The sequence below is a fragment of the Alphaproteobacteria bacterium genome (assembly GCA_018667735.1).
GTDB lineage: Bacteria > Pseudomonadota > Alphaproteobacteria > Rickettsiales > JABIRX01 > JABIRX01.
Map to the genome: position 1 here is coordinate 17212 of JABIRX010000050.1, position 26142 is coordinate 43353.

25 protein-coding genes are annotated in these 26142 nt (G+C 32.2%); 2 read left to right on the forward strand and 23 right to left on the reverse strand.

Features of this window, described 5'->3' with window-relative positions; genetic code table 11:
- Nucleotides 1–51 precede the first annotated feature (51 nt).
- Nucleotides 52–1461: a type I glutamate--ammonia ligase gene (gene glnA, locus HOH73_05505; GenBank protein ID MBT5828313.1), complete on the forward strand. Its 1410-nt coding sequence runs from the start codon at nucleotides 52–54 to the stop codon at nucleotides 1459–1461.
- Between the two features lie 1530 nt (nucleotides 1462–2991).
- Here the strand turns inward: glnA and rplI are convergent.
- From rplI to HOH73_05615, 22 genes are all read right to left on the reverse strand, one after another.
- The gene (gene rplI, locus HOH73_05510; GenBank protein MBT5828314.1) at nucleotides 2992–3534 is read right to left on the reverse strand and encodes a 50S ribosomal protein L9; all 543 of its coding nucleotides are present in this window, start codon (nucleotides 3532–3534) and stop codon (nucleotides 2992–2994) included.
- A gap of 11 nt (nucleotides 3535–3545) precedes the next feature.
- A complete protein-coding gene (locus HOH73_05515; GenBank protein MBT5828315.1) occupies nucleotides 3546–3773 on the reverse strand; it encodes a 30S ribosomal protein S18 in 228 nt (75 codons plus the stop codon).
- A 98-nt stretch (nucleotides 3774–3871) separates the two neighbouring features.
- Nucleotides 3872–4201 carry a 30S ribosomal protein S6 gene (gene rpsF, locus HOH73_05520; protein ID MBT5828316.1) on the reverse strand — a complete coding sequence of 110 codons (330 nt, stop codon included), beginning with the start codon at nucleotides 4199–4201 and terminating at the stop codon, nucleotides 3872–3874.
- Nucleotides 4202–4444: 243 nt separating this feature from the next.
- Entirely contained in the window at nucleotides 4445–5830 is a 1386-nt protein-coding gene (locus HOH73_05525) for a hypothetical protein (GenBank protein MBT5828317.1), read from the reverse strand.
- Between the two features lie 40 nt (nucleotides 5831–5870).
- Nucleotides 5871–7565 carry a ribonuclease J gene (locus tag HOH73_05530; GenBank protein ID MBT5828318.1) on the reverse strand — a complete coding sequence of 565 codons (1695 nt, stop codon included), beginning with the start codon at nucleotides 7563–7565 and terminating at the stop codon, nucleotides 5871–5873.
- Entirely contained in the window at nucleotides 7562–8329 is a 768-nt protein-coding gene (locus HOH73_05535; protein MBT5828319.1) for a type III pantothenate kinase, read from the reverse strand. Before HOH73_05535 ends, HOH73_05530 begins: the two co-directional genes overlap by 4 nt.
- Nucleotides 8329–9156, reverse strand: coding sequence for a biotin--[acetyl-CoA-carboxylase] ligase (locus HOH73_05540; GenBank protein ID MBT5828320.1), 828 nt, complete (start codon nucleotides 9154–9156; stop codon nucleotides 8329–8331). Before HOH73_05540 ends, HOH73_05535 begins: the two co-directional genes overlap by 1 nt.
- Nucleotides 9156–10637, reverse strand: coding sequence for an NADH-quinone oxidoreductase subunit N (locus HOH73_05545; protein ID MBT5828321.1), 1482 nt, complete (start codon nucleotides 10635–10637; stop codon nucleotides 9156–9158). Before HOH73_05545 ends, HOH73_05540 begins: the two co-directional genes overlap by 1 nt.
- A gap of 5 nt (nucleotides 10638–10642) precedes the next feature.
- Entirely contained in the window at nucleotides 10643–12142 is a 1500-nt protein-coding gene (locus tag HOH73_05550; GenBank protein MBT5828322.1) for an NADH-quinone oxidoreductase subunit M, read from the reverse strand.
- A gap of 7 nt (nucleotides 12143–12149) precedes the next feature.
- A complete protein-coding gene (gene nuoL / locus HOH73_05555; protein MBT5828323.1) occupies nucleotides 12150–14072 on the reverse strand; it encodes an NADH-quinone oxidoreductase subunit L in 1923 nt (640 codons plus the stop codon).
- A gap of 1 nt (nucleotide 14073) precedes the next feature.
- Entirely contained in the window at nucleotides 14074–14400 is a 327-nt protein-coding gene (gene nuoK / locus HOH73_05560) for an NADH-quinone oxidoreductase subunit NuoK (GenBank protein ID MBT5828324.1), read from the reverse strand.
- Nucleotides 14400–14996: an NADH-quinone oxidoreductase subunit J gene (locus HOH73_05565; GenBank protein ID MBT5828325.1), complete on the reverse strand. Its 597-nt coding sequence runs from the start codon at nucleotides 14994–14996 to the stop codon at nucleotides 14400–14402. The genes nuoK and HOH73_05565 overlap by 1 nt, the downstream gene beginning before the upstream one ends.
- Before the next feature lie 5 nt (nucleotides 14997–15001).
- On the reverse strand, nucleotides 15002–15487 hold the full coding sequence (nuoI, locus tag HOH73_05570) for an NADH-quinone oxidoreductase subunit NuoI (protein MBT5828326.1): 486 nt from the start codon (nucleotides 15485–15487) through the stop codon (nucleotides 15002–15004).
- Between the two features lies 1 nt (nucleotide 15488).
- Complete coding sequence (gene nuoH / locus HOH73_05575) at nucleotides 15489–16502, reverse strand: NADH-quinone oxidoreductase subunit NuoH (GenBank protein ID MBT5828327.1); 1014 nt, start codon at nucleotides 16500–16502, stop codon at nucleotides 15489–15491.
- Nucleotides 16495–18564, reverse strand: a complete 2070-nt coding sequence (locus HOH73_05580) for an NADH-quinone oxidoreductase subunit G (GenBank protein MBT5828328.1) — start codon at nucleotides 18562–18564, stop codon at nucleotides 16495–16497. The genes nuoH and HOH73_05580 overlap by 8 nt, the downstream gene beginning before the upstream one ends.
- A gap of 7 nt (nucleotides 18565–18571) precedes the next feature.
- Nucleotides 18572–19837, reverse strand: coding sequence for an NADH-quinone oxidoreductase subunit NuoF (nuoF, locus tag HOH73_05585; protein MBT5828329.1), 1266 nt, complete (start codon nucleotides 19835–19837; stop codon nucleotides 18572–18574).
- On the reverse strand, nucleotides 19830–20405 hold the full coding sequence (nuoE, locus tag HOH73_05590; protein MBT5828330.1) for an NADH-quinone oxidoreductase subunit NuoE: 576 nt from the start codon (nucleotides 20403–20405) through the stop codon (nucleotides 19830–19832). Before nuoE ends, nuoF begins: the two co-directional genes overlap by 8 nt.
- Nucleotides 20405–21589: an NADH-quinone oxidoreductase subunit D gene (locus tag HOH73_05595; protein ID MBT5828331.1), complete on the reverse strand. Its 1185-nt coding sequence runs from the start codon at nucleotides 21587–21589 to the stop codon at nucleotides 20405–20407. Before HOH73_05595 ends, nuoE begins: the two co-directional genes overlap by 1 nt.
- Nucleotides 21579–22217: an NADH-quinone oxidoreductase subunit C gene (locus tag HOH73_05600; GenBank protein MBT5828332.1), complete on the reverse strand. Its 639-nt coding sequence runs from the start codon at nucleotides 22215–22217 to the stop codon at nucleotides 21579–21581. The genes HOH73_05595 and HOH73_05600 overlap by 11 nt, the downstream gene beginning before the upstream one ends.
- A complete protein-coding gene (locus HOH73_05605) occupies nucleotides 22218–22757 on the reverse strand; it encodes an NADH-quinone oxidoreductase subunit B (GenBank protein ID MBT5828333.1) in 540 nt (179 codons plus the stop codon).
- Nucleotides 22748–23113 (reverse strand): NAD(P)H-quinone oxidoreductase subunit 3, encoded by a 366-nt coding sequence (gene ndhC / locus HOH73_05610; protein ID MBT5828334.1) that lies wholly within the window; start codon nucleotides 23111–23113, stop codon nucleotides 22748–22750. Before ndhC ends, HOH73_05605 begins: the two co-directional genes overlap by 10 nt.
- A gap of 98 nt (nucleotides 23114–23211) precedes the next feature.
- Nucleotides 23212–24312, reverse strand: a complete 1101-nt coding sequence (locus tag HOH73_05615; GenBank protein ID MBT5828335.1) for a pyridoxal phosphate-dependent aminotransferase family protein — start codon at nucleotides 24310–24312, stop codon at nucleotides 23212–23214.
- A 50-nt stretch (nucleotides 24313–24362) separates the two neighbouring features.
- Here HOH73_05615 and bioB point away from each other — a divergent pair, with 50 nt between their 5' ends.
- On the forward strand, nucleotides 24363–25334 hold the full coding sequence (bioB, locus tag HOH73_05620; protein MBT5828336.1) for a biotin synthase BioB: 972 nt from the start codon (nucleotides 24363–24365) through the stop codon (nucleotides 25332–25334).
- A 503-nt stretch (nucleotides 25335–25837) separates the two neighbouring features.
- Here bioB and HOH73_05625 read toward each other — a convergent pair.
- Nucleotides 25838–26142 (reverse strand): DMT family transporter (locus HOH73_05625; protein ID MBT5828337.1); only part of this gene is annotated, 305 nt, incomplete at its 5' end.

Below are 26142 nucleotides of genomic sequence, written 5' to 3' on the forward strand. Positions count from 1 at the left end.
AATTCGATTGCTAAATTAGTTTTATTGATTAAATTATATGCATCTAACTAAATTAATAGTATGCAGAAAATTTCAAAAGTAATTAAAGAACACAACATCCAATTTATTGACTTTAGATTTACAGATCCTAAGGGTAAATGGCAACATTTAACTTATAACGCTAATATAGTAGATCAACATCTATTATCTAATGGCATATCATTTGATGGTTCGTCAATTGCAGGTTGGCAAGATATTAACAAATCAGACATGTTACTTAAACCTGATCTTTCAAGCTTCTTAATTGACCCCTTTACGGCTTATCCCACTTTAATAATTTTCTGTGATATACATAGCCCAGATACAGCTAAAGGTTATGATTTAGACCCAAGACACACAGCAATTTTGGCAGAGGAATATCTTAAAGAAACCAACATAGCAGATACAGCTTTTTTTGGACCAGAGCTAGAATTCTTTATTTTTGATGATGTAAAATTTAAAAATAGCAATTATAGCTCATTTTATAGCGTAGATTCTGAAGAGCACCCTAATAACTCCGACAAAAGTTTAGAAAATGGTAATTTAGCTCATCGACCAAAATTAAAGGGAGGTTATTTTCCTGTCCCACCAATTGATTCAGCATTTGATATTAGAGCAGAAATCTCAAACGTGATGTCGGAAGTTGGATTAGAACCAGAACTACACCATCATGAAGTAGCGCCAGCTCAACATGAAATGGGAATTAGGTTTAACAGCTTGACTAAAGTTGCTGACAATATCCAAAAATATAAATATATAGTGCATAATGTGGCCTATAGTTACGGAAAAACTGCAACCTTTATGCCAAAACCTGTATATAATGATAATGGCAGCGGCATGCACACACATCAATCATTATGGCAAAATGGTGAAAATTTATTTGCTGGTAATAAGTATGCGGGCTTATCCGAGCAGGCTTTATATTACATAGGAGGAATTATTAAACACGCTAAAGCTCTCAATGCTTTAACTAACTCTTCTACCAATAGTTACAAGCGCTTAGTACCAGGTTACGAAGCTCCAACTATTCTAGCTTATTCAGAGCGTAATAGATCTGCCGCTATCAGAATACCATGTGTAACCGGAAGCAAAGCCAAGAGAATAGAAGTGCGTTTCCCAGATCCAACTGCAAACCCTTATCTTGCCTTTTCTGCTATGTTATTAGCTGGCTTAGATGGTATTAAAAATAAAATCTTACCAGGTGATGCGGATGAAAGAAATTTATATGAATTATCAGAATCAGAGCTAAAGAAAACACCTCAAGTTGCTAGATCTTTAAATGTAGCTCTAGAAGAGCTGGATAAAGATAGAAAATTTCTGACTTCAACTGGCGTTTTTACAGATCATCAATTAGACGCTTTTATTAACTTAAAAAGGCTCGAAGTAAAAGAGCTAAATAATAGACCTCATCCAATAGAATTTGAAAATTATTTTAGTGTGTAACCATTATTTTAGTTAATGAATTACTAGAGAGGAAAAATATTATCTATTAACTTAATTTATTTAAAGGCAGGAAAATCTAATCAAGCGTAGTTTGTTATTGCCCTTATTTTCCCTGGAGAATAACCTTTGGCTAGATTAGTACAGTTAATTTGGCGCAGCACATAAGCAATAATTAAGTAACTTTTATTAGAATCTTTGTATTATCAATTCTTCTAATATCAAAAAGAAAGATACCCAAGACAAGATATAAAATCTTTTAACATTAATTCTAACCAGAAAACAGTCACAAAATTACATCAATATAAAAACTAATGCGGCCAGAATGCAAGCAAGCTTCAGCGTTAAGCAGAAATGAAGATCTAAATAAATTCAGTGCTACACATATAACTATGAGAGGGTATTTTGACAAATGAACTAAGGTTAGCTTGCTAAATTAATCAAAAATTACTTAAGCTGAAAATAAGAAAAATTATTAGGTAATCGAAATCTACAACTAATTTTAAGCTGTAGCAAAACTTTAATTAATCTACATTAATTTAACTATAGTATAAAAAGGTCTAAAATATAATATTAATTATACTAACTTTTATTAATAGAAGCTATTTAGCTGTGCTATAATAGAAAATAGCTAATACTATAAACTAACCAATTGAGTATTTACAAAAAATATCAGGGTTTCTATTTAACTATTAGATAAATCAGAACAACATCTTTGCCTAAAATTATATTATAAAAAACTGAAAAGCAAAATTTTAACCTTAATTAGAATTTTAGATTCAATAATTATTAAAAATATTTAGCTATATATATTCTAAAATATATCTGAAATAAAATAATTTACTGTATAATTAAATGTTGCTCAGTCTATATTATATAAGAAATATTGAACAAGAACACGAGTAAAACTATAAAATTTGGTTAATCTTAGAGTACACACGAGCGTTAGACATATCACAAACACATGAAGTCACACCCCTTTTTTGAGTGAGTAGTGTCTTCTAGGCACAAAGTTGACTGGCTCTTTTTGTGCTACTATAATCTACCTGTCAGTATAGTAATAAATGCTTGTAAATAGGTATAAAGAGATGCAGCAATGCTTGCCATTACACGATAGTTAGCCAGATGTAAAAACCCCTTTTTATCTGCACCAATAATCTCCCTAGAACCTAATAATAGGAAATGATGCAAAGGGTCTTTCTTACCTGTTGACAAAAAAATTACCCCAGATGTTAGCAAACAAATTTTTCAGCATGATCAAAATTTTACAGCAAGAAATTTGCTTAATCTTAACTCAACTAAAGAGTTAAAACTTTGAGCATGCTTTTGGGTTAATTGATAGTTAGGTAAATCGAAATATATTGTTTTTTAGTTTGCTCTGCTAAGTATACATCCAGTAAATACAGGTGTTCCCTTGATTAAGTGGTAATAATGGGTGCAAAAAGAAGGAGCCAGCCTTTTGGTAAGTAACAATCTTTAATTAAACAAGAGTAGTTATGCCTACTAAAGGTAAAATAAAGCTATAACTTTTTATTACGCTACTATATCTTGACTAGATTCAGCTATATTTTCCTCAGAAATTTGCTCTGTCTCGCCTTTTTGCTCAACTAAATTGGATTCAGCTTCTTTTTCACTTCTAGCTATATTAACATTAACAGTAGCTAGGTAATCTGCGTGTATTCTGACTTTAGCGGGGTATATACCAACTTTTCTTATAGATTCAGCTAAAACTATTTGGCTTTTTTTAACTTCTATCTCATTATCAGCTGATAATTTTATAGCAATATCTTTAGGCATGATAGATCCAAACAATCTACCTTCATCACTTGCTTGCGTTAATACTACAACTTGCTTGTTATTTATTTTGTCAAATATCTTTTTAGCATCCACTTTAACAGTCTCATTTCTAGCTAAGATCTCTTTTTTCTGAGCTTCAAAAACTTTCTTATTATCTTCTGTAGCTCTCAAAGCTTTATTCTGTCTAAGCAAAAAGTTTCTTCCATAGCCACTTTTAACTTTAACTATATCTCCTATATCGCCTAGCTTTTCTACTTTTTCTACTAAAATAATTTCCATTTAATCCTCTATTAAATATACTCGTAAGGCAACAAAGCTAAAGCTCTTGCTCTTTTAATCTCTTTTTTCAGAGCTCTTTGCTTCTTAGCATGAACACCTGTTATTCTACTAGGTAAAATTTTACCTCTCTCAGACACAAATTGCTCTAACAATTTAATGTTTTTGTAATTTATCAAATCTGCTCCAACACCCTCTAAAGGACATGATCTAGTCTTTGCATTAAGATTGTTTTTTCTCATGTAAAGAAGTGACGCAGCGTTGTGAATAAGCTTTAAATTATCTTCTTTAGATTCGTTATCTTGGTTGTATTTATTGTGCGTAGCCATTTATACCTTAATTAATCTTCGTCTGTTTTAGCGAGGTTAGAAGTGTTTGCTGAAAAAGCATCAACTTTAAAATTTATTAGCTTCAAAACTTCCTCTCTAGTAGAAATCTTTTTATTTAGAGATTCCAAAGCTTCGGGCTCAGCTTCAATACAAAGCATTACATAGTGACCCTTCTTCTGCTTTTTAATTGTATATGCAAAGTTGCGAACTCCCCAATATTCTTGCTTAATTAACTTTCCTCCCGCGTGCTTAAGAAAATCAATGAAATTTTGAGCAAGATCATCTACTTGTTTAGATGTTAGCTCTTGGTTTGCTATAAATGTAGACTCGTATAAAGCCATAATTTTACTGTATAATAATTAAAAAGAAGGCAAATAATACATCTTAACAGCTAATAATCAAGCGCTTTTATAAAAAAAACTTTTACAACATAGCGCAAACCATTATTTTACTTATAGCTAGTCTAACAGTGAACCACTTATCTGATTAGAACATAGTAAATAATAATTCAAAATATATTTTCTTAACTTCATTAATATAATATAGTCATATTAATGAATATTTCATCCAAGAATATACTTGTGTTAATTATCAAGCCACTTTGAAATTAATTCTTCCTGATATTCCAATGCCAAATCTTTCCATTCCCCAGCCTCGCTAATTTTATCTTGATATTCTTCATATTTATTACGATCTAACTGTAAATCATCTATTTCCTTCCTTGCATTTGAATTATTAGCCATGATTACAAAAACATATTTATTTCCCTTATCATATAAATAACCAGCTGTGGCTGAAATATAATACATAGTGCCTGTTTTACCCCAAATATTTAATGGATATTCTCGAAATTTTCTGGTTAAAGTTCCCTCCACACCAGATACAGCAAACAAACTAGCCCCAAAATTATTTTTATATTGTTGCATGCTTAATGACTTGAGTATTTCAAGTAAATGACTCGCAGCTATTTTAGTATCACTTGATAAACCAGAGCCATTTGACCAATCTAAATTTAACCACTCTAAATTATTGTATTTTTTACTATACCAAACTTTAATACAATTAGCTGCATCAGCTAGGCTAATTACTTTACAACTCAATTTCCTGGCAGTGTGCAGCAACAAAATTTCACTAACAATATTCTCGCTATATTGTAAATTATCTCTAATAATATCTAAAAAAGAGTCTCCTGTATAACTAAATATTTTTTTTGCATTTGTCAGATCAGAAGATTTAGAAATTTTTCTTATTTTGATTTTTTCTTGCGCCATATTCTGCGCTAATATTTCCATAAAAAATCTAGAAGTATCTTTTGCTGGGAGATAATGTTTTTGCTTGCTTAAAAACCACTTACCTCGCTTTTTATATTCTGGTACTTGATATTTATAGCTTAGCTTAAAACTCAAATAATCTAATTTTGGTACAGTAAAAAGCTTTCTGTTATCATTAAACTCAACCGCAAAATTACTTTCTTTTATAAGTAATGACGACAAACCAGGATTATATATGGAAGCAGGCTGTTTATCATTAATTGCTTTTAAATTAATGAAATAATTATCATTATATAATAAATTTCCTTTAACTTCCTTGATTCCATTTAGCTTAATTAATTGCGCAATATTATATAAATCTTGATAATTTAATGAAGGATCACCTAAGCCCTGAATAATTAAATCACCATAAAGCACACCATCTTTAAGCTTACCATTATATAGAATCTTAGTTTCAAACTTATACTCAGATCCTAAAATTTCTAATGCCGCATATGCTGTAACAATCTTAAATAAAGATGCTGGCGTAAGAGCTTTATCTATATTATGACTATCAATTAAAGTGTTCTTTTCTAGATCATATAGTAAATAAGCAGACTCCTTATCAGAAAATATTATGCTATTCTCATCTACTAACTCTTTTTTAGCAGCAGAACAAGAACTCAAAACAACAAATAAAATTACGTAGAAATATCTCATAATAGCCTAGTTATATGAACTAATTATTATGTAATTATTATTAAAAGCTAGAAACAAATACTTCTATAGCAGGCTTTTTATTAATACTTTGAGCTAGTAGTTTTTTAAGATCTGTAACTACATCTGCAATTATCGCATTCTCCTTTATAATAATATTTTTACCCTTCTTATCTTTTCTAATGTAGGCTGGTAAATTCTTGGTTAAATTATTTGCCAATCTATCAGTTAAATAATGAATAATATCAACATCTAGATCATTATGAAACAGACCAGGCCCCCTTATTATAGGCTTTTCTAATAATTTTCCTGATTTTGATATCTGAATATTTACAATTACTATGCCATTACTAGCAATGTGGTTTCTTTGCTTAAATACACTGCTATTAATATCTAGCAAACTATTTCCATCTACACCTAAATAACCAGTTTTAACCTCACCAATTATTTGTGGTGATTTTTTGTCTAATATTACTACTGAGCCATTAGTTACTCTTAATATATTTTTTACACCCATATTTTCTGCAAAATTTGCATGCTCATTAATATGCATAATTTCGCCATGCACAGGAATTGCTGTTTGTGGCTTGACCAGCTCATACATCTTTTTAAGATCGTCTCGATATGGATGACCAGATACGTGTACAAAATGATCTTTTTCAGTTAGAATATGAATTTGTTTTTTTGCTAATTGGTTTAATACTTTACCAATCTTTAATTCATTACCTGGTATAATTTTTGATGAGAAAATTACAGTATCATTCTTTTGCAATCTAACATTTGGGTATATATCATGCGCGATTCTTCTAATTGCCGCCCTATCCTCACCTTGGCAACCTGTAGCCATTATTAATAATTTATTACGTGGATGACTCTTTATCTGACTGCGATCAATAAAATCAGACATATCTTTAATATAACCTAAATCAGCACCAATTTTAATAATTCTTTCTAAGGCTCTACCGCAAATTACTATTTTTCTTTTGGCTACTTGCGCAGCTTTTATAATGGTAATTACCCTAGATAAATTTGAAGCAAATGTTGCAACTACAACAAGGTTGTTTTGCTGCTTAACAATATCTATAACACTTTTTTGCAAATCACCCTCAGATCCACATGAGCCTTCACTAAAGACATTAGTTGAATCGCAGACCATTGCAGAGATACCCATTTTACCAACTTTGGCTATTTCACTATAATCATCCGCTTTCCCTATTACAGGATTATTATCAAACTTCCAATCACCTGTGTGAAAAACATTACCTTCAGGAGTTGAAATTATGGCAGCATTCATCTCTGGCACGGAGTGGTTAATTTCAAATAATTCAATATCAAAAGGACCTATCTTAAAAGGCTTCCTCGCTTCTTCTATTTTAATTGGTACAACTTTATCTAATTTATACTCTTTTAGTTTTTCAATTAAAAATGCGCCTGTAAATTTAGAAGTGTAAATTGGTAATTTTACCTCTTCCCACAAATATTGTACTGCTCCTAGGTGATCTTCATGGGCATGAGTTATTATAATAGCAAGTATATCCTTCTTTATCTCCTGCAAAAAACTAATATCTGGCACTACTACATCAATACCAGCTATTTCATTATAAAAGCCAATACCCATATCAATAATAATCCACTTTCCTTGATAGTGATAAAGGTTAAGATTCATACCAATCTCTTTTGCGCCTCCTAATGGAACAAAAATGAATTTATCTTTATATTTGCTAAAATTTATCGTCACTTTATTTTCTTATATAATTTGTTTAGACCATCTAAAGTCAGGTCAGCATCATAATACTCTATTATCTCAGAGTTGCTATAAAAAACTTCACCCATACCACCTGTTGCTATAATTTTGAAAGCACAATTATGCTCAGCACATATTTTTTTAACAATACCCTCTATCATCATCAAATAGCCATAAGTAACGCCACTTTGCATGGCGCTTATAGTGTTGCTGCCTGTTACTTGCTTCGGAAACTCTAATTCTATTTTAGGTAATTTTGCTGTTGCACTTGGAAAATATTCCAAAGCTAAATTTACACCAGGAAAAATTAACCCACCTAAATAACCATCTAACTTCGTAACTACATCAAAAGTGATAGCAGTGCCAAAATCTATAATAATTAAATTATTTTTAAAACGGTCATACGCAGCCAGCGCATTTACAAGCCTATCATCACCTACCTCCAACACATTATCAACCTTGATTTTTAAAGGAAAATTCTTATTAAAATCGCGCACAAAAAATACTTCACTATTAAAATAGTCAGTTCCCAATAAGTTATATACTTGATTTAAATTAGGGACCACACTTGCTATTAATACAGCTTCAACTACTTCTTTTTTTATTTCACAGAAATTTAAAATATTAAAAAATTTAGCCTTTAATTCATCCGTGGTAATTTTAGTTTTAGTAACAAAACGGTGACTGTAAATAATTTTATCATTTCTGTAAAATCCTAATACAGTGTTGCTATTACCGATATCAATTGCTAATAACATTATTTTTTCTTATTTTTATTGATATTCAAAAAAGTGACATTGGTAAATTCCATATTACTTGCAGCCGTAATAATTTTATCATCATCAGAGAAAAAAACATCGCCAGTGGAAATAACATGACGCTCATTATGATCAAGCAAAATTAAGTTCCCATCTTCAATAGTCTCAAACTTACCTTTCATTTTGTCATTACCAGAAATAACAACAAGCTCCTCACCTAATTTATAAGCATTTTCTAGCCATAAATTATAAATTTTTGTTTCTGCATTATTTTTTTCTAATAATTTAAAATATTTATCCATATTTTGGATAATTCTAAAAATTATTTGATCTGCTGTAATGTTATATATATTTTCTTCATGCAAAGATGAAGCCGTATTAATTTCACTTGGTGAAGATGTTATATTTAAACCAATACCACAAACAAGAAAATTTACTTCATCACCAGATATTTTTGACTCATATAATATCCCTGCTATTTTTTTATCATGTAGCAGAATATCATTAGGCCATTTAAAGTTTATTTCTAAGGATTTATTTAACTCTAACAAAGCATCCTTAATAGCTAAAGCTGTTAAAAAAGGATAAATAGCTAGGTTCTTAACTTTGCTATCATTATTTATAATCACAGAGAAAGTCAAATTACCATCTCTAGAAATCCACTTCCTACCATATCTACCATGGCCAGATTGCTGCTCTCTTGCCCAAATAATTAAACCATGATCTGCATAACCCGACTTAATCATACGGTCTGCTTCGCTAGAAGTAGAGTCTAAACAGTCAAAAATAATTACATTTGGATTTAAAGGATCAAATATTGGTTTCATTAAAATAAATACTCAACCACATTATCTGTTAATTTAAATATAAAATCTGCCTTAATAAAAAATAAAAAGTTAAACAACACCATAATTGTAAATATTAACTTGGTTAGAAAAGTTGCTTTCTTATTGTAATTGTCGGTTAAATCATCAAAAAACATTATTTTGATAATTTTAATATAATAAAAAGCACTTATAACTGCAGAAATGGCAGCTATAATTGCAATAAAGTAAAAAGGGCTATCTAATGCCGCCTGGAAAATTGAAAATTTGCCAAAGAAACCAGCAAATGGCGGTAAACCCGACATTGACAATAATATTATCACCATACCTATAGCTGATAAAGGCATAGCTTTTGCGAGGCCTGCAAAAGAGTTAATATTTTCTAAAGATCTTTTATCAGCACTATCCACTGTGTGATGCGCTTGCTTTACTATCATCAAAAATGCAAAAGCACCAAACACTAAACTCACATAAATAAATATATAAATTAACACAGCCTGCATGCCTAAATTATTATTGACCAATATGCCAAGCAATAAAAATCCTACATGGTTTATTGAGCTAAAAGCTAGTAATCTTTTAAAATTCTGCTGAATAATTGCACCAAGAGAGCCCACAACTAACGAAGCTACGGCAACTAATGCCAAAATATTAGACCAGTCAACATAATATAATGGAAAAGCTTCAGATAACACCCTGAACAATATTGTAAAGGCCGCTATTTTTGGTGTGGTCGCAAGAAATGTAGTAACTGGAGTTGGTGAGCCCTCATAGACATCAGGTGTCCACATGTGAAATGGTACCGCTGAAACTTTAAAACATAGCGCTATCACAATAAGCACTAAAGCAACTATTATTCCTAGATGTCCCGTACCAATTTCTAACAAATTAGCAGCAATAACTTGAAAAGATAATGAGCCTGTGAAGCCGTAAATTAAACTAATGCCGTATAATAATATAGCTGAGCTTAATGCACCTAAAACAAAATATTTAAAACCAGCTTCTGTTGACTTTAAATTCCCTTTATTTAAAGCAGCTAATATATATAGAGCCAAACTTTGCAGTTCTATACCCATATATAAGGTAAGGAAATCTTTAGCTGATACCAAAACCAACATTCCAATTACAGAGAGCAGAATTATAATGCCATATTCAAAACGAGAATTATGTGTGTTATAGTTTAAATGGCCAATATATAGTAATAATGAAATAATTGCCGAACTTATAATTAACAATTTTATCACCGTGGTAAAAATATCAACGCGGTAATATTCTACAAAAGGGTTATTTATTGCGTTATTTGAATATAAGACTGCAAAAATTGCGACCAACAATATAGTGGTTGCTAAAATAGCTATTTTCTTAGTTTCTTTATCGCCTTTACATACACCAAAAACTAATAATGCCAAACTTGATATGATTAAAAAAATCTCAGTAAATACTGAATATTGTATGAAAGGAATTTTAAGTAAATTATTTATCATAATAATTATTTACCTACTACTGAATTAATATTACTAAGAAGATCTGTTAAATTTAACTCTATCATATTTATGATTGGTGCTGGCTGAATACCAAAATATATAACCAAAATTGCAAGTGGTAATAAAGTTAATCCTTCAGTGACGTTAAGATCTTTTAACTCCAATATTTTTTTATTTAAAGGCTCCCCCATAATTAGCTGCTTTGCAAGCCACAACATATAAATAGCTCCTAATATTACCCCTACTGCCGCAAATATCATAACTTCTGGACTAGACTGATATGCCGCAAGTAAAATTAAAAACTCACCTACAAAACCACTAGTTGCTGGCAACGCCACAGAGCCCAGCATAAAGATAATAAATAAGAAACTATAATGTGGCATTACACTTGCAAGACCTCCAATCTCTGAAATATTTCTAGTATTTAAGCGATTATAAATGACACCTATTGAAATAAACAAGGCACCGGAAATGATACCATGACTTACCATTTGAAATACTGCACCCACTAAGCCCTGCTCTGTAAAAGTAAATATACCCAAGGTCACATAGCCCATATGTGCAACAGATGAATAAGCCACTAGTTTTTTTATGTCCGTTTGTATAAAAGCTACAATAGACGTATAAATAATTGCAATTAAGCTTAAAATAATAACAAAATCTTTAAAATAATAACTTGCCTCAGGAAACATTGGCAAGGAGAATCTAAGTAAACCATAAGCACCTATTTTTAACAATACCGCAGCTAATATAACTGAGCCAGCCGTTGGTGCTTGTACGTGCGCGTCTGGAAGCCAAGTATGAAATGGCCACATTGGCACCTTTACAGCGAAAGCAATAAACAGCGCAAGCCATAGATATTTTGCCACATCAAAACTAAAAATTACTGGTGCTAACTTATATAGCTCAACTATGTCTGTAGTTTGTGCTTTAATCACAATTACTATAATTGCTAGTAAAAACAAAATTGAACCAAATAATGTGTACAGAAAAAATTTATACGCAGCATATATTCTGTTTTTCCCACCCCAAATACCAATTATTAAGTACATAGGAATTAATATTACTTCAAAAAAGATATAAAATAGAAGCAAATCAGTACTAGCAAAAGTTCCAATTATAAAACTTTCTAAAAGCAAAAAGCAGATAAAATATTCTTTATGTCTTTTTTTAATAGCATTCTTGCTGCATAAAATACAAATTGGCATCAAGGCCGTAGTTAAAACTATCATCAATAATGATATACCATCTATACCAAGTCGATAACCTATATCATATTTAGATATCCATATATGACTTTCAGTAAATTGAAATCCTGACGCTGAAAAATCATATTTTGCTAATATTACTACAGAAATAATAAAGTTTAAAATAGTAGTCCAAAATGCCATAATGGTCATATTTTGGACAGAAAAATTAGAGTCATCTCTAATGAATAGAAAAATAAATAACGCACCTATTAAAGGTAACAATATTAATGTGCTTAAAAAAGGATAATTTATAATCATTATTTTATATATTCTTAAATATTAGCCAAGTGAGTAAAGTGATAATTCCTAAAACAAAGGAAAATGCATAATGATAAACATGACCAGTTTGAGACAGGCTAACAATTTTTGATAATTTTCTCGCAACAAAAGCGGCTCCATTTGGGCCTGAGCCATCTATAATTTTTTGATCAAATATTTTATAAAAACAGCCAGCTATTATCACAAAAGGTCTAATGATATATTTTTGATAAATTTCATCAAAATACCATTTATTTAGAAATAATTTGTAGATCTTATAAAAGTTATTAACTGTCGCTCTTGGTAACTCTTTTTTATATTTGTAAAAAATGGTTGCAAATATAATGCCCAACAATGATATGATTAATGGCAAATATTTAATCAAAGGAGGTATGTCATGCGCTAGGGCTAAAATATTAGGCTCAGCCATTACTGTAATAGTGTCACCCCAATATTCACTATTCTCACTTACTACATGAAAAAAGTTGTAACCATAATAACCAACAAAAATAGCCCCCAAAGCCAATATATATAGTGGCATTGTCATTATTTGTGGAACTTTATGAAAATGCTTAACTTTTGATTCCCCGTGAAAAACTAAATATAATAATCTCCAAGAATAACAAGAAGTTAAAAAAGCTGCTGTAAGGCCTAAAATAAAGGCAAATAAACCATATTTACTATCAGCCATGTAAGCTACTTCTAAAATCATATCTTTAGAGAAATAACCAGAAAATGGAGGGATACCTGCTATTGCCAAAGAGCCTATCCATACCAACAAGTAAGTAGCTGGGATTTTTTTCCACAAACCGCCCATCTTCCTTAAATCTTGTTCATGTGCGGCAGCTACAATTATGTTTCCAGCACATAAAAATAATAAAGCTTTAAAAAAAGCATGTGTAACTAAGTGAAACATTCCTGCTGCATATGCAGATACACCACATGCAAAAAACATATAGCCTAATTGTGAACAAGTTGAATAAGCTATAACTTTTTTGATATCATTTTGTGTAATTGCAATAGTTGCCGCAAATATACAAGTTAATGCACCAATTATGGTCATCATTTGAAGCGCTATTTCTGATAATTCAAATAAAGCTGAACATCTAACCACTAGAAATATTCCTGCTGTTACCATAGTAGCTGCATGTATTAATGCCGATACAGGAGTTGGGCCCTCCATCGCATCTGGTAGCCAAACATGCAAACCTAGCTGAGCTGATTTACCCATACAACCAATAAATAACATAACGCAAATAAAATCTATGTAATTCACTTGAAAATTAAAGATACTAAATGTGGTGTCTTTATGTGCTAATACATTTGGTAATATATCATCGAAATAAAATGAACCAAATAATATATAAATACCCATCAAACCAATTAAAAAGGCAAAATCACCTACTCTATTTACAATAAAAGCTTTAAATGCGGCGACATTGGCTGACTCCTTTTTATACCAATAGCCAATCAAAAGATATGAACATAAACCAACCCCTTCCCAGCCAACGAAAAGCTGTATTAAATTTGATGATGTTACTAAAACTAGCATAAAAAAAGTAAATAATGACAAATAGGACATAAACCTATTTACTCTTTTTTGATCTGACATGTAGCCAAGCGAATAAAAATGTACAATCGCAGATACTAAATTTACTACCACTATCATAGTTACTGATAGCTGATCTAGCTTTATTCCCCAATCAACAGAGAAATCACCGACTCTTATCCACTCTAAGAGCTGAATATCATAAAAGCCTTTATCTATGATAATTTCTTTAAACAACTCAAGCGAAGCTAGAGCTGCTATAGCAACTAAAATGCTACTTAATAAATTTAAAGTTTTTTTATTATCTCTTAAAGCAAAAACTGCAGATAATAATGCAGAAAATAAGGGTAAAAAAATTGCTAATTTTACGTAAATCATTTTAACCCTTTAATAAATTAATTTCTTCTGCATCGATATTTCCTTTTTCACGGAAATAAACAATCAATATAGCAATACCTATTGCTACTTCTGCAGCTGCTACAGTCAAAATAAACATTACAAATATTTGCCCTAATAAATCTCCTATATGTGCGGAGAATGCTACAAAATTTATATTTGCCGCAAGCAATACTAACTCTAATGACATTAGAAAGTTAATAATTGTTTTACGATTTAATAACATCCCGATTATCCCTATTACAAAAATAGAAATTGAAACAATGATGTAATAATTAATTGGTATGTCTTGATATGTCAGTAACTCCATTATACTCCTTTGCCGCTTAAAACTTTAACAACTTTTACAGAATCTTCTCTAGTTCTAGAAATTTGCTGTATTATTTTCTGCTTTCTTACCCCCTCTCTTTCACGCAAAGTTAACATTACTGCGCCTATCATCGCTAACAATAAAATCAAACCAGACATTTGAAAATGCAAGAAAAAATCTGTATATAAAATCAGACCAATATTCTCAATATTGGGAATGTTATAATTAATAGCGTAAGTTGCAGATGGAACATAGCTATCTAAATCAAACAAAATAGCATAATATAGCTCAAAGAACAAAATAAAAGCGGCAAGCAAAATGGCTGGTATGAACTTATAAAATGCGCCTTTAAACTCTTTCAGCTCTATATTTAGCATCATTACTACAAATAAAAATAATATAGCTACAGCGCCAACATATATTATTACTAATAATAACGCCAGAAATTCTGCACCTTGCAATAAAAACAAACCAGCAGTACAAAAAAAGCTAAAAATTAAAAATAAGACTGAATGTACAGGATTCTTAGCAACTATAACACATAATGCTGCGGCTATTAATAAAACTGAAAAAATATAAAATGCGATTAAATTCATGGTTCTTATTTATATGTTATATCTTCTTCAATATTCTTAAATAAAGCATCTTCCCAGCGATCACCATTATCTAATAATTTTTCTTTATTATACATTAACTCAGCCCTAGTCTCAGCTGCAAACTCAAAATTTGGTCCTTCAACAATAGCATCAACTGGACATGCCTCCGCACAATAACCACAATAAATACATTTCGTCATATCTATGTCATATTGCGTAGTTTTTCGTGAACCATCTTCACGCTCTTCTGCTCTTATGGTGATTGCCTGAGCTGGACAAATTGCTTCACATAACTTACATGCTATACATCTTTCCTCACCATTAGGATAACGCCTTAGAGCATGTTCACCTCTAAATCTGTTGCTTATCGGTCCTTTCTCATAGGGGTAATTAATTGTCACTTTTTTCTTAAACATAAACCTAAAGGTTTTCAACAAACCTTGGAGAATCTCTAATAGTAAAAAACTTTTTAAGTAAATTTTTGCCTTCATTTTAACCTGGTAACTTATCATAAAAGAATAAAAAGCTTGCTTCACCCACAAGCCAAATTAATGTTAAAGGAAGGAATACTTTCCAACCCAACCTCATTAATTGATCATATCTGTATCTTGGTAAAGAAGCTCTAACCCAGATAAAAATAAATAAAATGAATAATGTCTTTAAAATAAACCAAAATTGTCCAGGCAAAAATGCAAGTAACTCACTCTCAAATGGGGCAAGCCAACCACCTAAAAATAATAATGTGGTGATAGCTGACATTAAAATCATATTTGCATATTCACCCAGAAAAAACAAAGCAAATGGCATTGAAGAATATTCTACATTATAACCAGCCACCAACTCCGCTTCCGCTTCAGGTAAGTCAAAGGGATGACGATTGGTTTCAGCTAAAATCGAAATAATAAAAATTATGAATAATGGGAATAAAGGCCAAACAAACCAACCATCAGCTTGTGCTTTTACAATTTCAGTGAAGTCTAAACTACCAGTTAATAATAATACACTTACTATTATTACACCCATTGACACCTCGTAAGATATCATTTGTGCCGAAGATCTAATTGCACCCAAAAAAGCATATTTTGAATTACTCGCCCAGCCAGCCATAATCACACCATAAACACCAAGCGATGAAATAGCTAACACATATAAAATCCCAAGATTAACATCTGCAATTACAAAATTTTCACTTAGCGGGATAACAGCCCATGCAATTAAAGCAAGACTATATGTTACAACTGGCGCTAATAAGAATATCACCTTATTTGCTCCAGATGGGATAATCGGCTCTTTAAACATTAATTTCATACCATCTGCTAAAGGTTGAAATAAACCAAAGGGACCTACTACATTGGGACCCTTTCTTAATTGCATAGCCGCAATTATTTTTCGTTCTAACAAAGTTAAAAAAGCTACACAACCGATTAAAGGGGCCACTAAAAAAATAATTTTAGTTACGATCTCTATTATGTGCTTAAAATCTGTAAAAATTGCTGCTTCAAACATTTTTCTTCTCTAATATTTCTTTTACACATTTAGTTAAAGTAACAGAATTTCTAGTGATCGCATTGGTCATATAAAAATTATCTAGATAATTCTCAAATGGTGTATCTGCTATTTTTTTGTTACTTGATTTTAAAGGTAACTTTTCAGCTTCCAATATTGTTATTTCATCATGCTTGGCCAGATGAGGAAATTTTCCATAAATATTATCCCTTAAATTTCTTAAATCCTTGTAACTTTCAAATTTCAACATCTTCTTTAAGTCATTTATGATTTCCCAATCAATCTTTGCCTCGCCAATTGGTCTGATAGCCTGTATGGCTTGCTGCACTCTTCCTTCTAAATTAACATATAAGGCATTTTTTTCTGTGTAACATGCTGCTGGCAAAATTACATCTGCAACCGATACTCCAGCATCACCATGCGTACCTATATATACGTTAAAACTGTTTTTTAACTCTTTTACATCTGCATGATCATAGCCTAGTAAAAACATTAAGTTTAATTTTTTATTCTTAACGGCTTCAAACATACTCTTAGTATCCATACCATTTTCTACTGGAGTAAAACCTACATCTAAAGCACCAACTCTAGCTGCAGCATTATTCAGCACATTAAAACCCTGCCAACCCTCTTTATTAATTGAAAATTTTTCTACTAAGTTATTTATCTCTCCTATAAGAGCTTCTGCATCATCCCTTATATAAGCTGACTCACCAACTATAATCATAGGCTTTTTAGCCACTTTTAACTTTTGAGCAAAATTATTTTTTCCTGAAATAAGCTCTGCTATGATGGCTGGAGAATCACCCAACTGCTCATAAGGGTAGGTTAAATCATGTTCAACCCCAATATTTGCAATAATAAAATCTTTATTATTAACATGCTGCTTTCTAATTCTACTATTTAAAATAGCTGCTTCTATTCTTGGATTAACTCCTATTAACAAACATAAATCCGCTTCTTCAATTGACTCAATAGTTGTGTTGAACAAATATTCAGATCTATTGCTATTATTCATTACAGAATTTTTTGGCCTTGCATCATAATTGTTAGAACCTAAATTTTGCATTAATTCTTTCAAAATGTAGATTGACTCCACATCGGCTAAATCACCAGCTAAAGCCCCTATTTGACCAGTTGTTTCTTTAACCTCTAAAACCTTATCTGTTATTAAATTTAGCGCCTCCACATAGCTTGCTTCTACAAATTTGCCACCTTTTTTTATGTAAGGGCGATCTAATCTTTGTAAAGCTAAACCATCATAAGAAAATCTAGTTTTATCACTAATCCACTCTTCATTTATTGACTCATTTAACCGTGGTAAAATTCTAACCACTTCGCCCGCTCTTGAGTCTACTCTGATATTACTACCAACCGCATCATGAACATCTATCGAGTCTGTTTTGGTCAATTCCCAGGGACGAGCCTTAAAAGCATAAGGTTTAGATGTAAGAGCTCCTACTGGGCATAAATCTATTATATTACCTGACAATTCTGAGCTAAGAGATTTTTCAACATAAGTGGTAATTTCAGTGCTTTCACCTCTATTTACAGCGCCCAATTCTGGAACACCAGCAACTTCTGTAACAAATCTGACACATCTAGTACAATGTATACATCTAGTCATATGCGTTTTAATCAAAGGACCTAAATCTTTCGAACTAACCGCTCTTTTATCTTCTTCAAATCTACTTTCACCAGCACCATAAAACATCGCTTGATCTTGTAAATCACACTCTCCACCTTGATCGCAAATAGGGCAATCTAAAGGGTGATTTGCAAGCAAAAACTCCATTGCGCCATTGCGCGCATTTTTCACCATGTCAGAGTCAGTTTTTACTTCCAAACCCTCCATTACTTGCGTGGCACATGAAGCTTGAGGCTTTCTAGGGCCTACACTTAGCTCTACTAAGCACATTCTACAATTTCCAGCAACGGATAAACGATCATGATAACAAAAGCGAGGTATTTCAACACCTACTAAATCACAAGCTTGAATTAAAGTAATTCCAGCTGGAACTTCATATTCTTTACTATCTATTTTTATTTTTACTGTGCTCATATTAAATCTATTTAGCGTAACTTTCGATTCTTTCCAATAATAATGGCTTAAAATGCTTTATTAAACCTTGTATAGGCCATGATGCTGCATCTCCTAAAGCACAAATTGTATGACCTTCTATGCGCTTAGTTAAATCATATAATTGCTCTATTTCTTCAGGTTTTGCATTACCCTCTACCATTCTATTCATAATTCTCATTAACCATCCCGTTCCCTCTCTACACGGCGTGCATTGACCACATGATTCATGCTTATAAAAAGCTGATAATCTTGCTATTGCCTTAATAAGGTCCGTTTGTTTATTCATAACGATTATACCTGCTGTACCAAGGCCAGAACCATGGCTTGCTAATGCATCAAAATCCATAGTTACATCATCGCAAATTTCCTTTGGCAGCAACCTAACTGAAGACCCACCAGGTATAATGGCAAGTAAATTATCCCAACCACCTATTACACCACCTGCATAATTCTCTATCAGCTCCTTCAGCGGTATGCCTAATTCTTCTTCTACATTACATGGCTCATTTACATGGCCTGAAATACAGAAAATCTTTGTACCTGTGTTATTTTCTTTACCAAGACCCGCAAACCATTTTGCTCCTCTGCGTAATATTGTAGGAATTGCAGCAATGGATTCTACATTATTAACAATAGTTGGACAACCATATAAACCTATTAAAGCTGGAAATGGTGGCTTTAATCTTGGCTGGCCTTTATTACCTTCTATCGACTCTAACATTGCGGTTTCTTCACCGCAAATATAAGCACCCGCACCACGATGAACATAAATCTCAACATTATGAGCTGAACCACAAGCTTTATTGCCAATTAAGCCCGCATTTTTAGCCTCAATTATAGCATTCTCTAAAATTTTTGCTTCATTATAATATTCTCCCCTTATGTAGATATAACAGCTATTAGCTCTAATTGCCTTGCAAGCAAGCACCGCACCTTCAATAATTTTATGCGCTTCATGCCTGATAATGTCACGATCTTTGCATGTGCCTGGCTCCGATTCGTCAGCATTAACTATTAGATAGTGATCTTTGTTATCATCTTTTGGAATAAACGACCATTTCATACCTGTAGGAAAACCAGCTCCACCCCTACCTCGCAGACCAGAAGCCTTTACTTGCTCGATAATCCACTCAGAACCTTTCTCAATTAATTTTTTAGTATCTTTCCAGTCACCTCTTTTCTTTGCAGCAGCAAGCGAAACATCTGCAAAGCCATATAAATTTGAAAATATTTTATCAGAATTATTAAGCACTATTTACCTCTTTTTTATCGAAACTAATTGGCTCTGAGGCATTCCTGCCTATTTGCGAACCAATATCGGTTTTTCTACCTGATTTTAAAATATTTAAAATTTCAATTATTTTTTCCTGAGATAAATCCTCATAATAATCATCATTAATTTGCACCATTGGCGCATTAACACACGCTCCCAAACACTCAACTTCCTTGATCGTAAATAACTTATCTATGGTAGTTTCATTCAACTCCACACCTAAATGCTTTTTACAAGAAGCCATGATCTGCTCGGCTCCTCTAAGCTGGCAAGGTGTAGTAGTACATATTTGTACCAAAAATTTACCAACAGGCTTTAAGTTATACATTGAATAAAATGTAGCCACTTCATAAACTCTAATTGGCGCCAAATTAATTATACTAGCTATATAATCCATAGCCTCCGTAGTAATCCAACCATCATTTTGCCTTTGTGCTAGATCCAACAAACCCATTACTGCACTTTTTTCTTTGCCAGCTGGATATTTTGCAATAATCTCTTTTGCTAGCTGATAATTTTCTTTGTTAAATTCAAATTTTTTATCCATTATCTATCAATTTCACCAAAAACTACATCCATCGTACTAATAACTGTGACCACATCAGCCACCATATGACCTTTTGTCATAAAATCTATACCCTGCAAATGCGCAAAACCAGGAGCTCTAATATAACATCTATAAGGCTTATTAGTTCCATCTGCAACCAAGAAAACTCCAAACTCTCCTTTTGGCGCCTCTACCGCTTGATAAGTCTCACCAGCTGGCACATGATAACCTTCTGTATATAATTTAAAATGATGAATTAACGACTCCATCTTATCTTTCATATCTTGTCTAGATGGTGGCGATATTTTTTTATCCAAAGTCTGAATTTCACCATCTGGCATATCTTCACAACATTGCAAAATCATTTTTACAGATTGACGCATCTCTTCAACTCTTACCAAATATCTATCGTAAGAATCACCATTTTTACCAATTGGAATATCAAAATTTATTTTATTATATACATCATATGGTTGAGATTTTCTTAAATCCCAAGCAATACCAGAACCCCTTAACATCGGCCCTGTAAAACCCCAATCAATAGCTTGCGCCTTAGATACCGTGCCTATATCTACTAATCTTTGCTTAAAAATACGATTTTCTGTTAACATATCCTCCATATCGTCAATATGTTTAGAAAACTTCTGAAAATATCTATATATGTCCTCAAGCAAACCAGCCGGCAAATCCTTAGCAACACCTCCTGGTCTAAAATAATTTGCATGCAATCTAGCACCACAAACTCTTTCATAAAAGCCCATCATTATTTCTCGCTCTTCAAACAACCATAAAAAAGGAGTCATGGCTCCAACATCTAGAGCTTGAGTAGTTATATTTAGAATATGATTTAAAATCCTGGTTATCTCAGAAAACATCACCCGAATATATTGCGCCCTTAAAGGAACCTCCGTTTTCAACAACTTCTCTACTGTAAGAGCAAAAGCATGCTCTTGATTCATTGGGGAGACATAATCTAAGCGGTCAAAATAAGGTATAGCTTGAAGGTAAGTCTTTTGCTCTATTAACTTTTCTGTACCCCTATGCAGTAAACCAATATGCGCATCCGCCTTATCAACCACTTCACCATCTAACTCTAACATAAGACGTAAAACACCATGGGCAGCAGGATGCTGCGGCCCAAAATTAAGTGTCATATTTTTGATTTTTTTACCGCTATTTTTCATCTTTCACCTTTTCCTCCATAGCCAAATTATCAAAAGCTTTTTCATCACCAGGTAATATTTGTTTAGCAAAGTCACCTTCCCATGGGCTTAAATAATCAAAATCCCTAAATTCTTGATCTAGCTTAACTGGCTCATACACCACTTCTTTCTTTTCTATATCATATCTTACTTCTTCATAACCAGTAACTGGAAAATCTTTCCGCAAAGGATGATGTGTAAAACCATAATCAGTTAAGATTCTACGTAAATCAACATCACCTGAAAATTTGATTCCATACATATCAAACGCCTCCCTTTCATACCAAGCCGCCGCATTAAACAAGTCTCTAACAGAGCTTATAGATTCCTTTTCTGCTAGCTTAACCTTTACTCTGATACGCGCGTTATTTTTTAAGCTTAGTAAATTATATACAACTTCAAACCTTTTTTCTAAATGAGGATAATCAACTCCACAAATGCTTACCAACATAGCAAATAAACATTTAGTATCGTCTCTTAAGCTACGCAACAAATCATGCATATTGCGCGCTCCAACTGTCAAAACGGCTTCATCATTGACGAAAAATAACTCAGCTTGATATGCCTTAGTAAAATTAACTTCAAGATGATTAATCAGACTTTTATCCATTTATCCCCTCTTAATAACGCCAGTTCTTTTTATCTTATTTTGCAACTGCATTACACCATATAACAAAGCTTCAGCAGTTGGAGGGCAACCTGGTACATAAACATCAACAGGTACAACTCTGTCGCAACCCCTCACCACAGAATATGAATAATGATAATAACCACCACCATTAGCACATGAGCCCATTGAAATAACCCATTTAGGGTCAGCCATTTGATCATACACCTTCCTTAATGCAGGAGCCATTTTATTAGTTAAAGTTCCAGCTACTATCATAACATCAGACTGCCTTGGTGATGGCCTAAAAACCAGGCCAAACCTATCCATATCATAGCGAGCTGCTGCTGTATGCATCATCTCAACAGCACAACAAGCTAGGCCAAAAGTCATTGGCCACAAAGAACCAGTCCTTGCCCAATTTACCAAGCTATCTAATTTAGCGGTAACAAAACCCCTATTATTAACTTGATCTATCGCTTCTTTTAAAATTAAATCTTGCTGCTTAATATTAATTTGCGCTTTCTTATTTTCTACTCCCATTCCAAAGCACCTTTAAACCATTCATAAATAAAGCCAATTGTTAAAACAGCTAAAAACATCATCATAGAGCAATATCCAAGAAAACCTATTTTACCTAAAGTAACCGCCCATGGAAACAAGAAGGCTATTTCTAAATCAAAAATAATAAATAAAATCGCAACTAAATAAAAACGAACATCAAACTTGCTTCTAGCGTCGCCTACGGGCTCAAAGCCACACTCATAAGCGGATAATTTGCTTTTGCTAGAGTTTTTTGGCGCTACAATAAATGGTATCATAAGCAAGGCCGTCGCAATACCAATAGCAATGGCGATAAAGATAAATACTGGTAAATAACTAGTTACAATGCTTTCCATATTACGCGCAGTTTTTCAGCAGCATAAAGCTAAATTGTCTTAGATTCAAGTAGATAATACAAACTATCTTCTAGAAAATAAGAGCGTTGCAACCTAAACTATAATAATTCTGCTAATTTAACTAAATCACTTTTGTCATGAGTGGCGCTAATACTTATCCTTAATCTTGGCTCTTTCACTGTTGGGGGCCTGATTGCACCTGTGTAAAAACCATTCTCTATTATGTAATTATGTTTTTTCTGCATCTGATCTATAGTTACAAATTTTTTAACAAATATTGGACTACATCTAGATGAGAGACCAGCTTTACAGCTAAATAAATCTATATTTCTTTTTAAATCCTCCACTACATCACCTTTTTCTATTAACTCTATTGCTTTAATTGCAGCAGCTATGATGCTGGCAGGTAGAGCAGTGCTGTATATGAAGCCCCTAGCTTTATTTAGCATTAAAGAACATAAAGCTTCAGAGCCAGCCACATAGCCACCATAGCAACCAATCCCTTTGGATAAAGTGCCAAGTTTAATATGACCTTCATAATAATTAGTTTTTTCATTTAAACCAAAGCCATGCGCATTATCGCTTAATATTATAGATTTATATTTTTTTGCAATTTCAATGATTTGATTAATATTTGCATGATCACCATCCATAGAAAAAATTGTCTCTGTTATGATTAAAATTTTTTTATATTTTTCTTTATTGTCTAAAATTAACTTTTCTAGCTGCCGTAAATTATTATGCTCATAGCGCAAAAATTTAGCTTTGCTCAACATAGCTCCATCCAACAAACAAGAATGTATTAACTTATCCGCTATAATTAAATCATGCCTATCGCATAATACTGGCACCACACTACTTGAAGCCAAATAACCACTGCCAAAAACAAGAGCTTTGGGGCTATTTACAAAGTTAGCTAATTTAGACTCTAATTGCTCATATAATTCGTGATTACCACATATTAATCTTGATGATTTAGCACCTATACCAAACCTATCAAGAGCTGACTTTGCCACTTTCATTAATTCTGGATGTTCAGCTAAACCAAAATAATCATTAGAAGAAAAATTAGTCAAAACCTTATGGTTAAAACTAATCTTATTTTCTCCTAAGATATCAATATTCTTAAGCTCTCGAGAAATTTTTTGATGTTCTAATTTATTTAGCTTTTGCGTACAATATAAATCTAGGCTTGTCATTATGTTATTTTGTTACTAATATTAGGTTATTATTCATGATATTTAATTAGATGGCAAAAGAAATAGTAAATTTTGAAATTGGTGCAGAACGAAAAAACTGGACAGAAGAAGAAGTAATCTCATTATATGAATTGCCTTATAACGATTTGTTACATTACGCACATCAAACCCATCGTGCAAATTTTGACGCCAATCAAGTTCAAATTTCGACCTTACTCAGCATAAAAACAGGTGGCTGTCCTGAAAATTGCAGTTACTGTCCACAATCAGCTCATTATGATACGGGCCTTGAAAAAGAATCTTTACTAGATGTAGAGAAAATTACTGCTGCTGCAAAGCAAGCCAAAGAAGCAGGAGCTAGCAGGTTTTGCATGGGGGCCGCCTGGCGAGAATTACATGATAGAGATGTTGAGAAAATTTGTAAAATTGTCACTGAAGTAAAAAAGGTAGGGGTAGAAACCTGTATGACACTTGGTATGGTAAAAAAAGAACAGGCAGCACAATTAAAAGAAGCAGGCTTAGATTTTTATAATCATAATATTGACTCCTCAGAAGAATTTTATGAAAAAATTATCAGTACTAGAAAATACCAAGATAGGTTAGATACATTAGAAAATATAGCAGCAAATGATATCAATATTTGCTCTGGAGGTATTTTAGGTATGGGTGAATCAAGGTTGGATCGTGCGAAAATGCTTTTAACACTGAACAAATTAAGAAAATCACCCAAATCAATTCCTATAAATATGCTAGAAACGGTTAAAGGAACACCCCTTGAAAACCAAAAACAATTTGATATTTTTGAATTTATCAAAACCATTGCTATTGCAAGGATTATCTTTCCTAAGTCTTTTGTGCGTTTATCTGCTGGAAGACAAAATATGAGCAAAGAAGCGCAAAGCATGTGTTTTTTTGCTGGTGCAAATTCTATCTTTTACGGCGAAAAACTTTTGACTCAAGGCAATCCTCTTGAAAACCAAGATTTAGAATTATTAGAAAAATTAGGCATCAAAGCTAGTTAATATTGGCAGTTATCACAAATTATCTTTACTATAGAAATAATTCTGCTGAAATTTTCACATTGCATACTTTTCTAATTAGCATCAATCTAGTCCTGTGCAAGACAAAAACCTATGTAAAATTCAAGTGAGTGAGCTTTGATAAATGTTTCTGATTAAGCTAAAACGCTATAAGTGTTTATGCTACATAGTATTTGAGCAATAATTTTTATATTAATATATTTAAGTAAAATAAAGCCAGTATCTCCCATACAGATACAACAACTATTCTCATATAAGGCTTTCATTTAATGTCATTACTACACTATTTTATTCTGCAGAATTTGGGGCAAGTAACACTAATTACTCTAGAATTAAAACTATATCAAAAAAATCATTTGCCCAAAAAATAAGTTATAAAGCAATACAAATGATATCAAACAACAATCCATGCAAAGCTTATCTGCTCTTCAAAATATCTATTTAATTACTAAACATGTTTGATATTATGTTACATTTTGTCTTAGTTATTTAAATATCTTTAGGGATAAAGCACCTGAAATAATTAATATTATCGCAGTTAAGATATAATAGTTAAATTGCTCTAACCCAAATATAATGAGCCAAATAATTGATAAAACTGGTGCTATATAAGAGAATAAACCTAAAATTCTAATATCACCATATTTAAGACCATAATTCCAAGCCAAAAACGCATAACCCATAGGAAAAAAGCTTAAGGCTAAAATTAGATAAAGCTGCTTTGTAGAAAAATCTACTGTAAAATTACCACCGAGAAGAAAATATGCAACAAAAGCAATTAAAGAAGATA

What these genes read in the sequence shown, in the direction of transcription:
- rplI (MBT5828314.1), bottom strand. Translation starts at nt 3,534, where the DNA reads ATGGAAATTATTTTAGTAGAAAAAGTAGAAAAGCTAGGCGATATAGGA.
- HOH73_05515 (MBT5828315.1), bottom strand. Translation starts at nt 3,773, where the DNA reads ATGAGAAAAAACAATCTTAATGCAAAGACTAGATCATGTCCTTTAGAG.
- rpsF (MBT5828316.1), bottom strand. Translation starts at nt 4,201, where the DNA reads ATGGCTTTATACGAGTCTACATTTATAGCAAACCAAGAGCTAACATCT.
- HOH73_05525 (MBT5828317.1), bottom strand. Translation starts at nt 5,830, where the DNA reads ATGAGATATTTCTACGTAATTTTATTTGTTGTTTTGAGTTCTTGTTCT.
- HOH73_05535 (MBT5828319.1), bottom strand. Translation starts at nt 8,329, where the DNA reads ATGTTATTAGCAATTGATATCGGTAATAGCAACACTGTATTAGGATTT.
- HOH73_05540 (MBT5828320.1), bottom strand. Translation starts at nt 9,156, where the DNA reads ATGAAACCAATATTTGATCCTTTAAATCCAAATGTAATTATTTTTGAC.
- HOH73_05545 (MBT5828321.1), bottom strand. Translation starts at nt 10,637, where the DNA reads ATGATAAATAATTTACTTAAAATTCCTTTCATACAATATTCAGTATTT.
- nuoL (MBT5828323.1), bottom strand. Translation starts at nt 14,072, where the DNA reads ATGATTTACGTAAAATTAGCAATTTTTTTACCCTTATTTTCTGCATTA.
- nuoK (MBT5828324.1), bottom strand. Translation starts at nt 14,400, where the DNA reads ATGGAGTTACTGACATATCAAGACATACCAATTAATTATTACATCATT.
- HOH73_05565 (MBT5828325.1), bottom strand. Translation starts at nt 14,996, where the DNA reads ATGAATTTAATCGCATTTTATATTTTTTCAGTTTTATTAATAGCCGCA.
- nuoI (MBT5828326.1), bottom strand. Translation starts at nt 15,487, where the DNA reads ATGAAGGCAAAAATTTACTTAAAAAGTTTTTTACTATTAGAGATTCTC.
- nuoH (MBT5828327.1), bottom strand. Translation starts at nt 16,502, where the DNA reads ATGTTTGAAGCAGCAATTTTTACAGATTTTAAGCACATAATAGAGATC.
- HOH73_05580 (MBT5828328.1), bottom strand. Translation starts at nt 18,564, where the DNA reads ATGAGCACAGTAAAAATAAAAATAGATAGTAAAGAATATGAAGTTCCA.
- nuoE (MBT5828330.1), bottom strand. Translation starts at nt 20,405, where the DNA reads ATGGATAAAAAATTTGAATTTAACAAAGAAAATTATCAGCTAGCAAAA.
- HOH73_05595 (MBT5828331.1), bottom strand. Translation starts at nt 21,589, where the DNA reads ATGAAAAATAGCGGTAAAAAAATCAAAAATATGACACTTAATTTTGGG.
- HOH73_05600 (MBT5828332.1), bottom strand. Translation starts at nt 22,217, where the DNA reads ATGGATAAAAGTCTGATTAATCATCTTGAAGTTAATTTTACTAAGGCA.
- HOH73_05605 (MBT5828333.1), bottom strand. Translation starts at nt 22,757, where the DNA reads ATGGGAGTAGAAAATAAGAAAGCGCAAATTAATATTAAGCAGCAAGAT.
- ndhC (MBT5828334.1), bottom strand. Translation starts at nt 23,113, where the DNA reads ATGGAAAGCATTGTAACTAGTTATTTACCAGTATTTATCTTTATCGCC.
- HOH73_05615 (MBT5828335.1), bottom strand. Translation starts at nt 24,312, where the DNA reads ATGACAAGCCTAGATTTATATTGTACGCAAAAGCTAAATAAATTAGAA.
- bioB (MBT5828336.1), top strand. Translation starts at nt 24,363, where the DNA reads ATGGCAAAAGAAATAGTAAATTTTGAAATTGGTGCAGAACGAAAAAAC.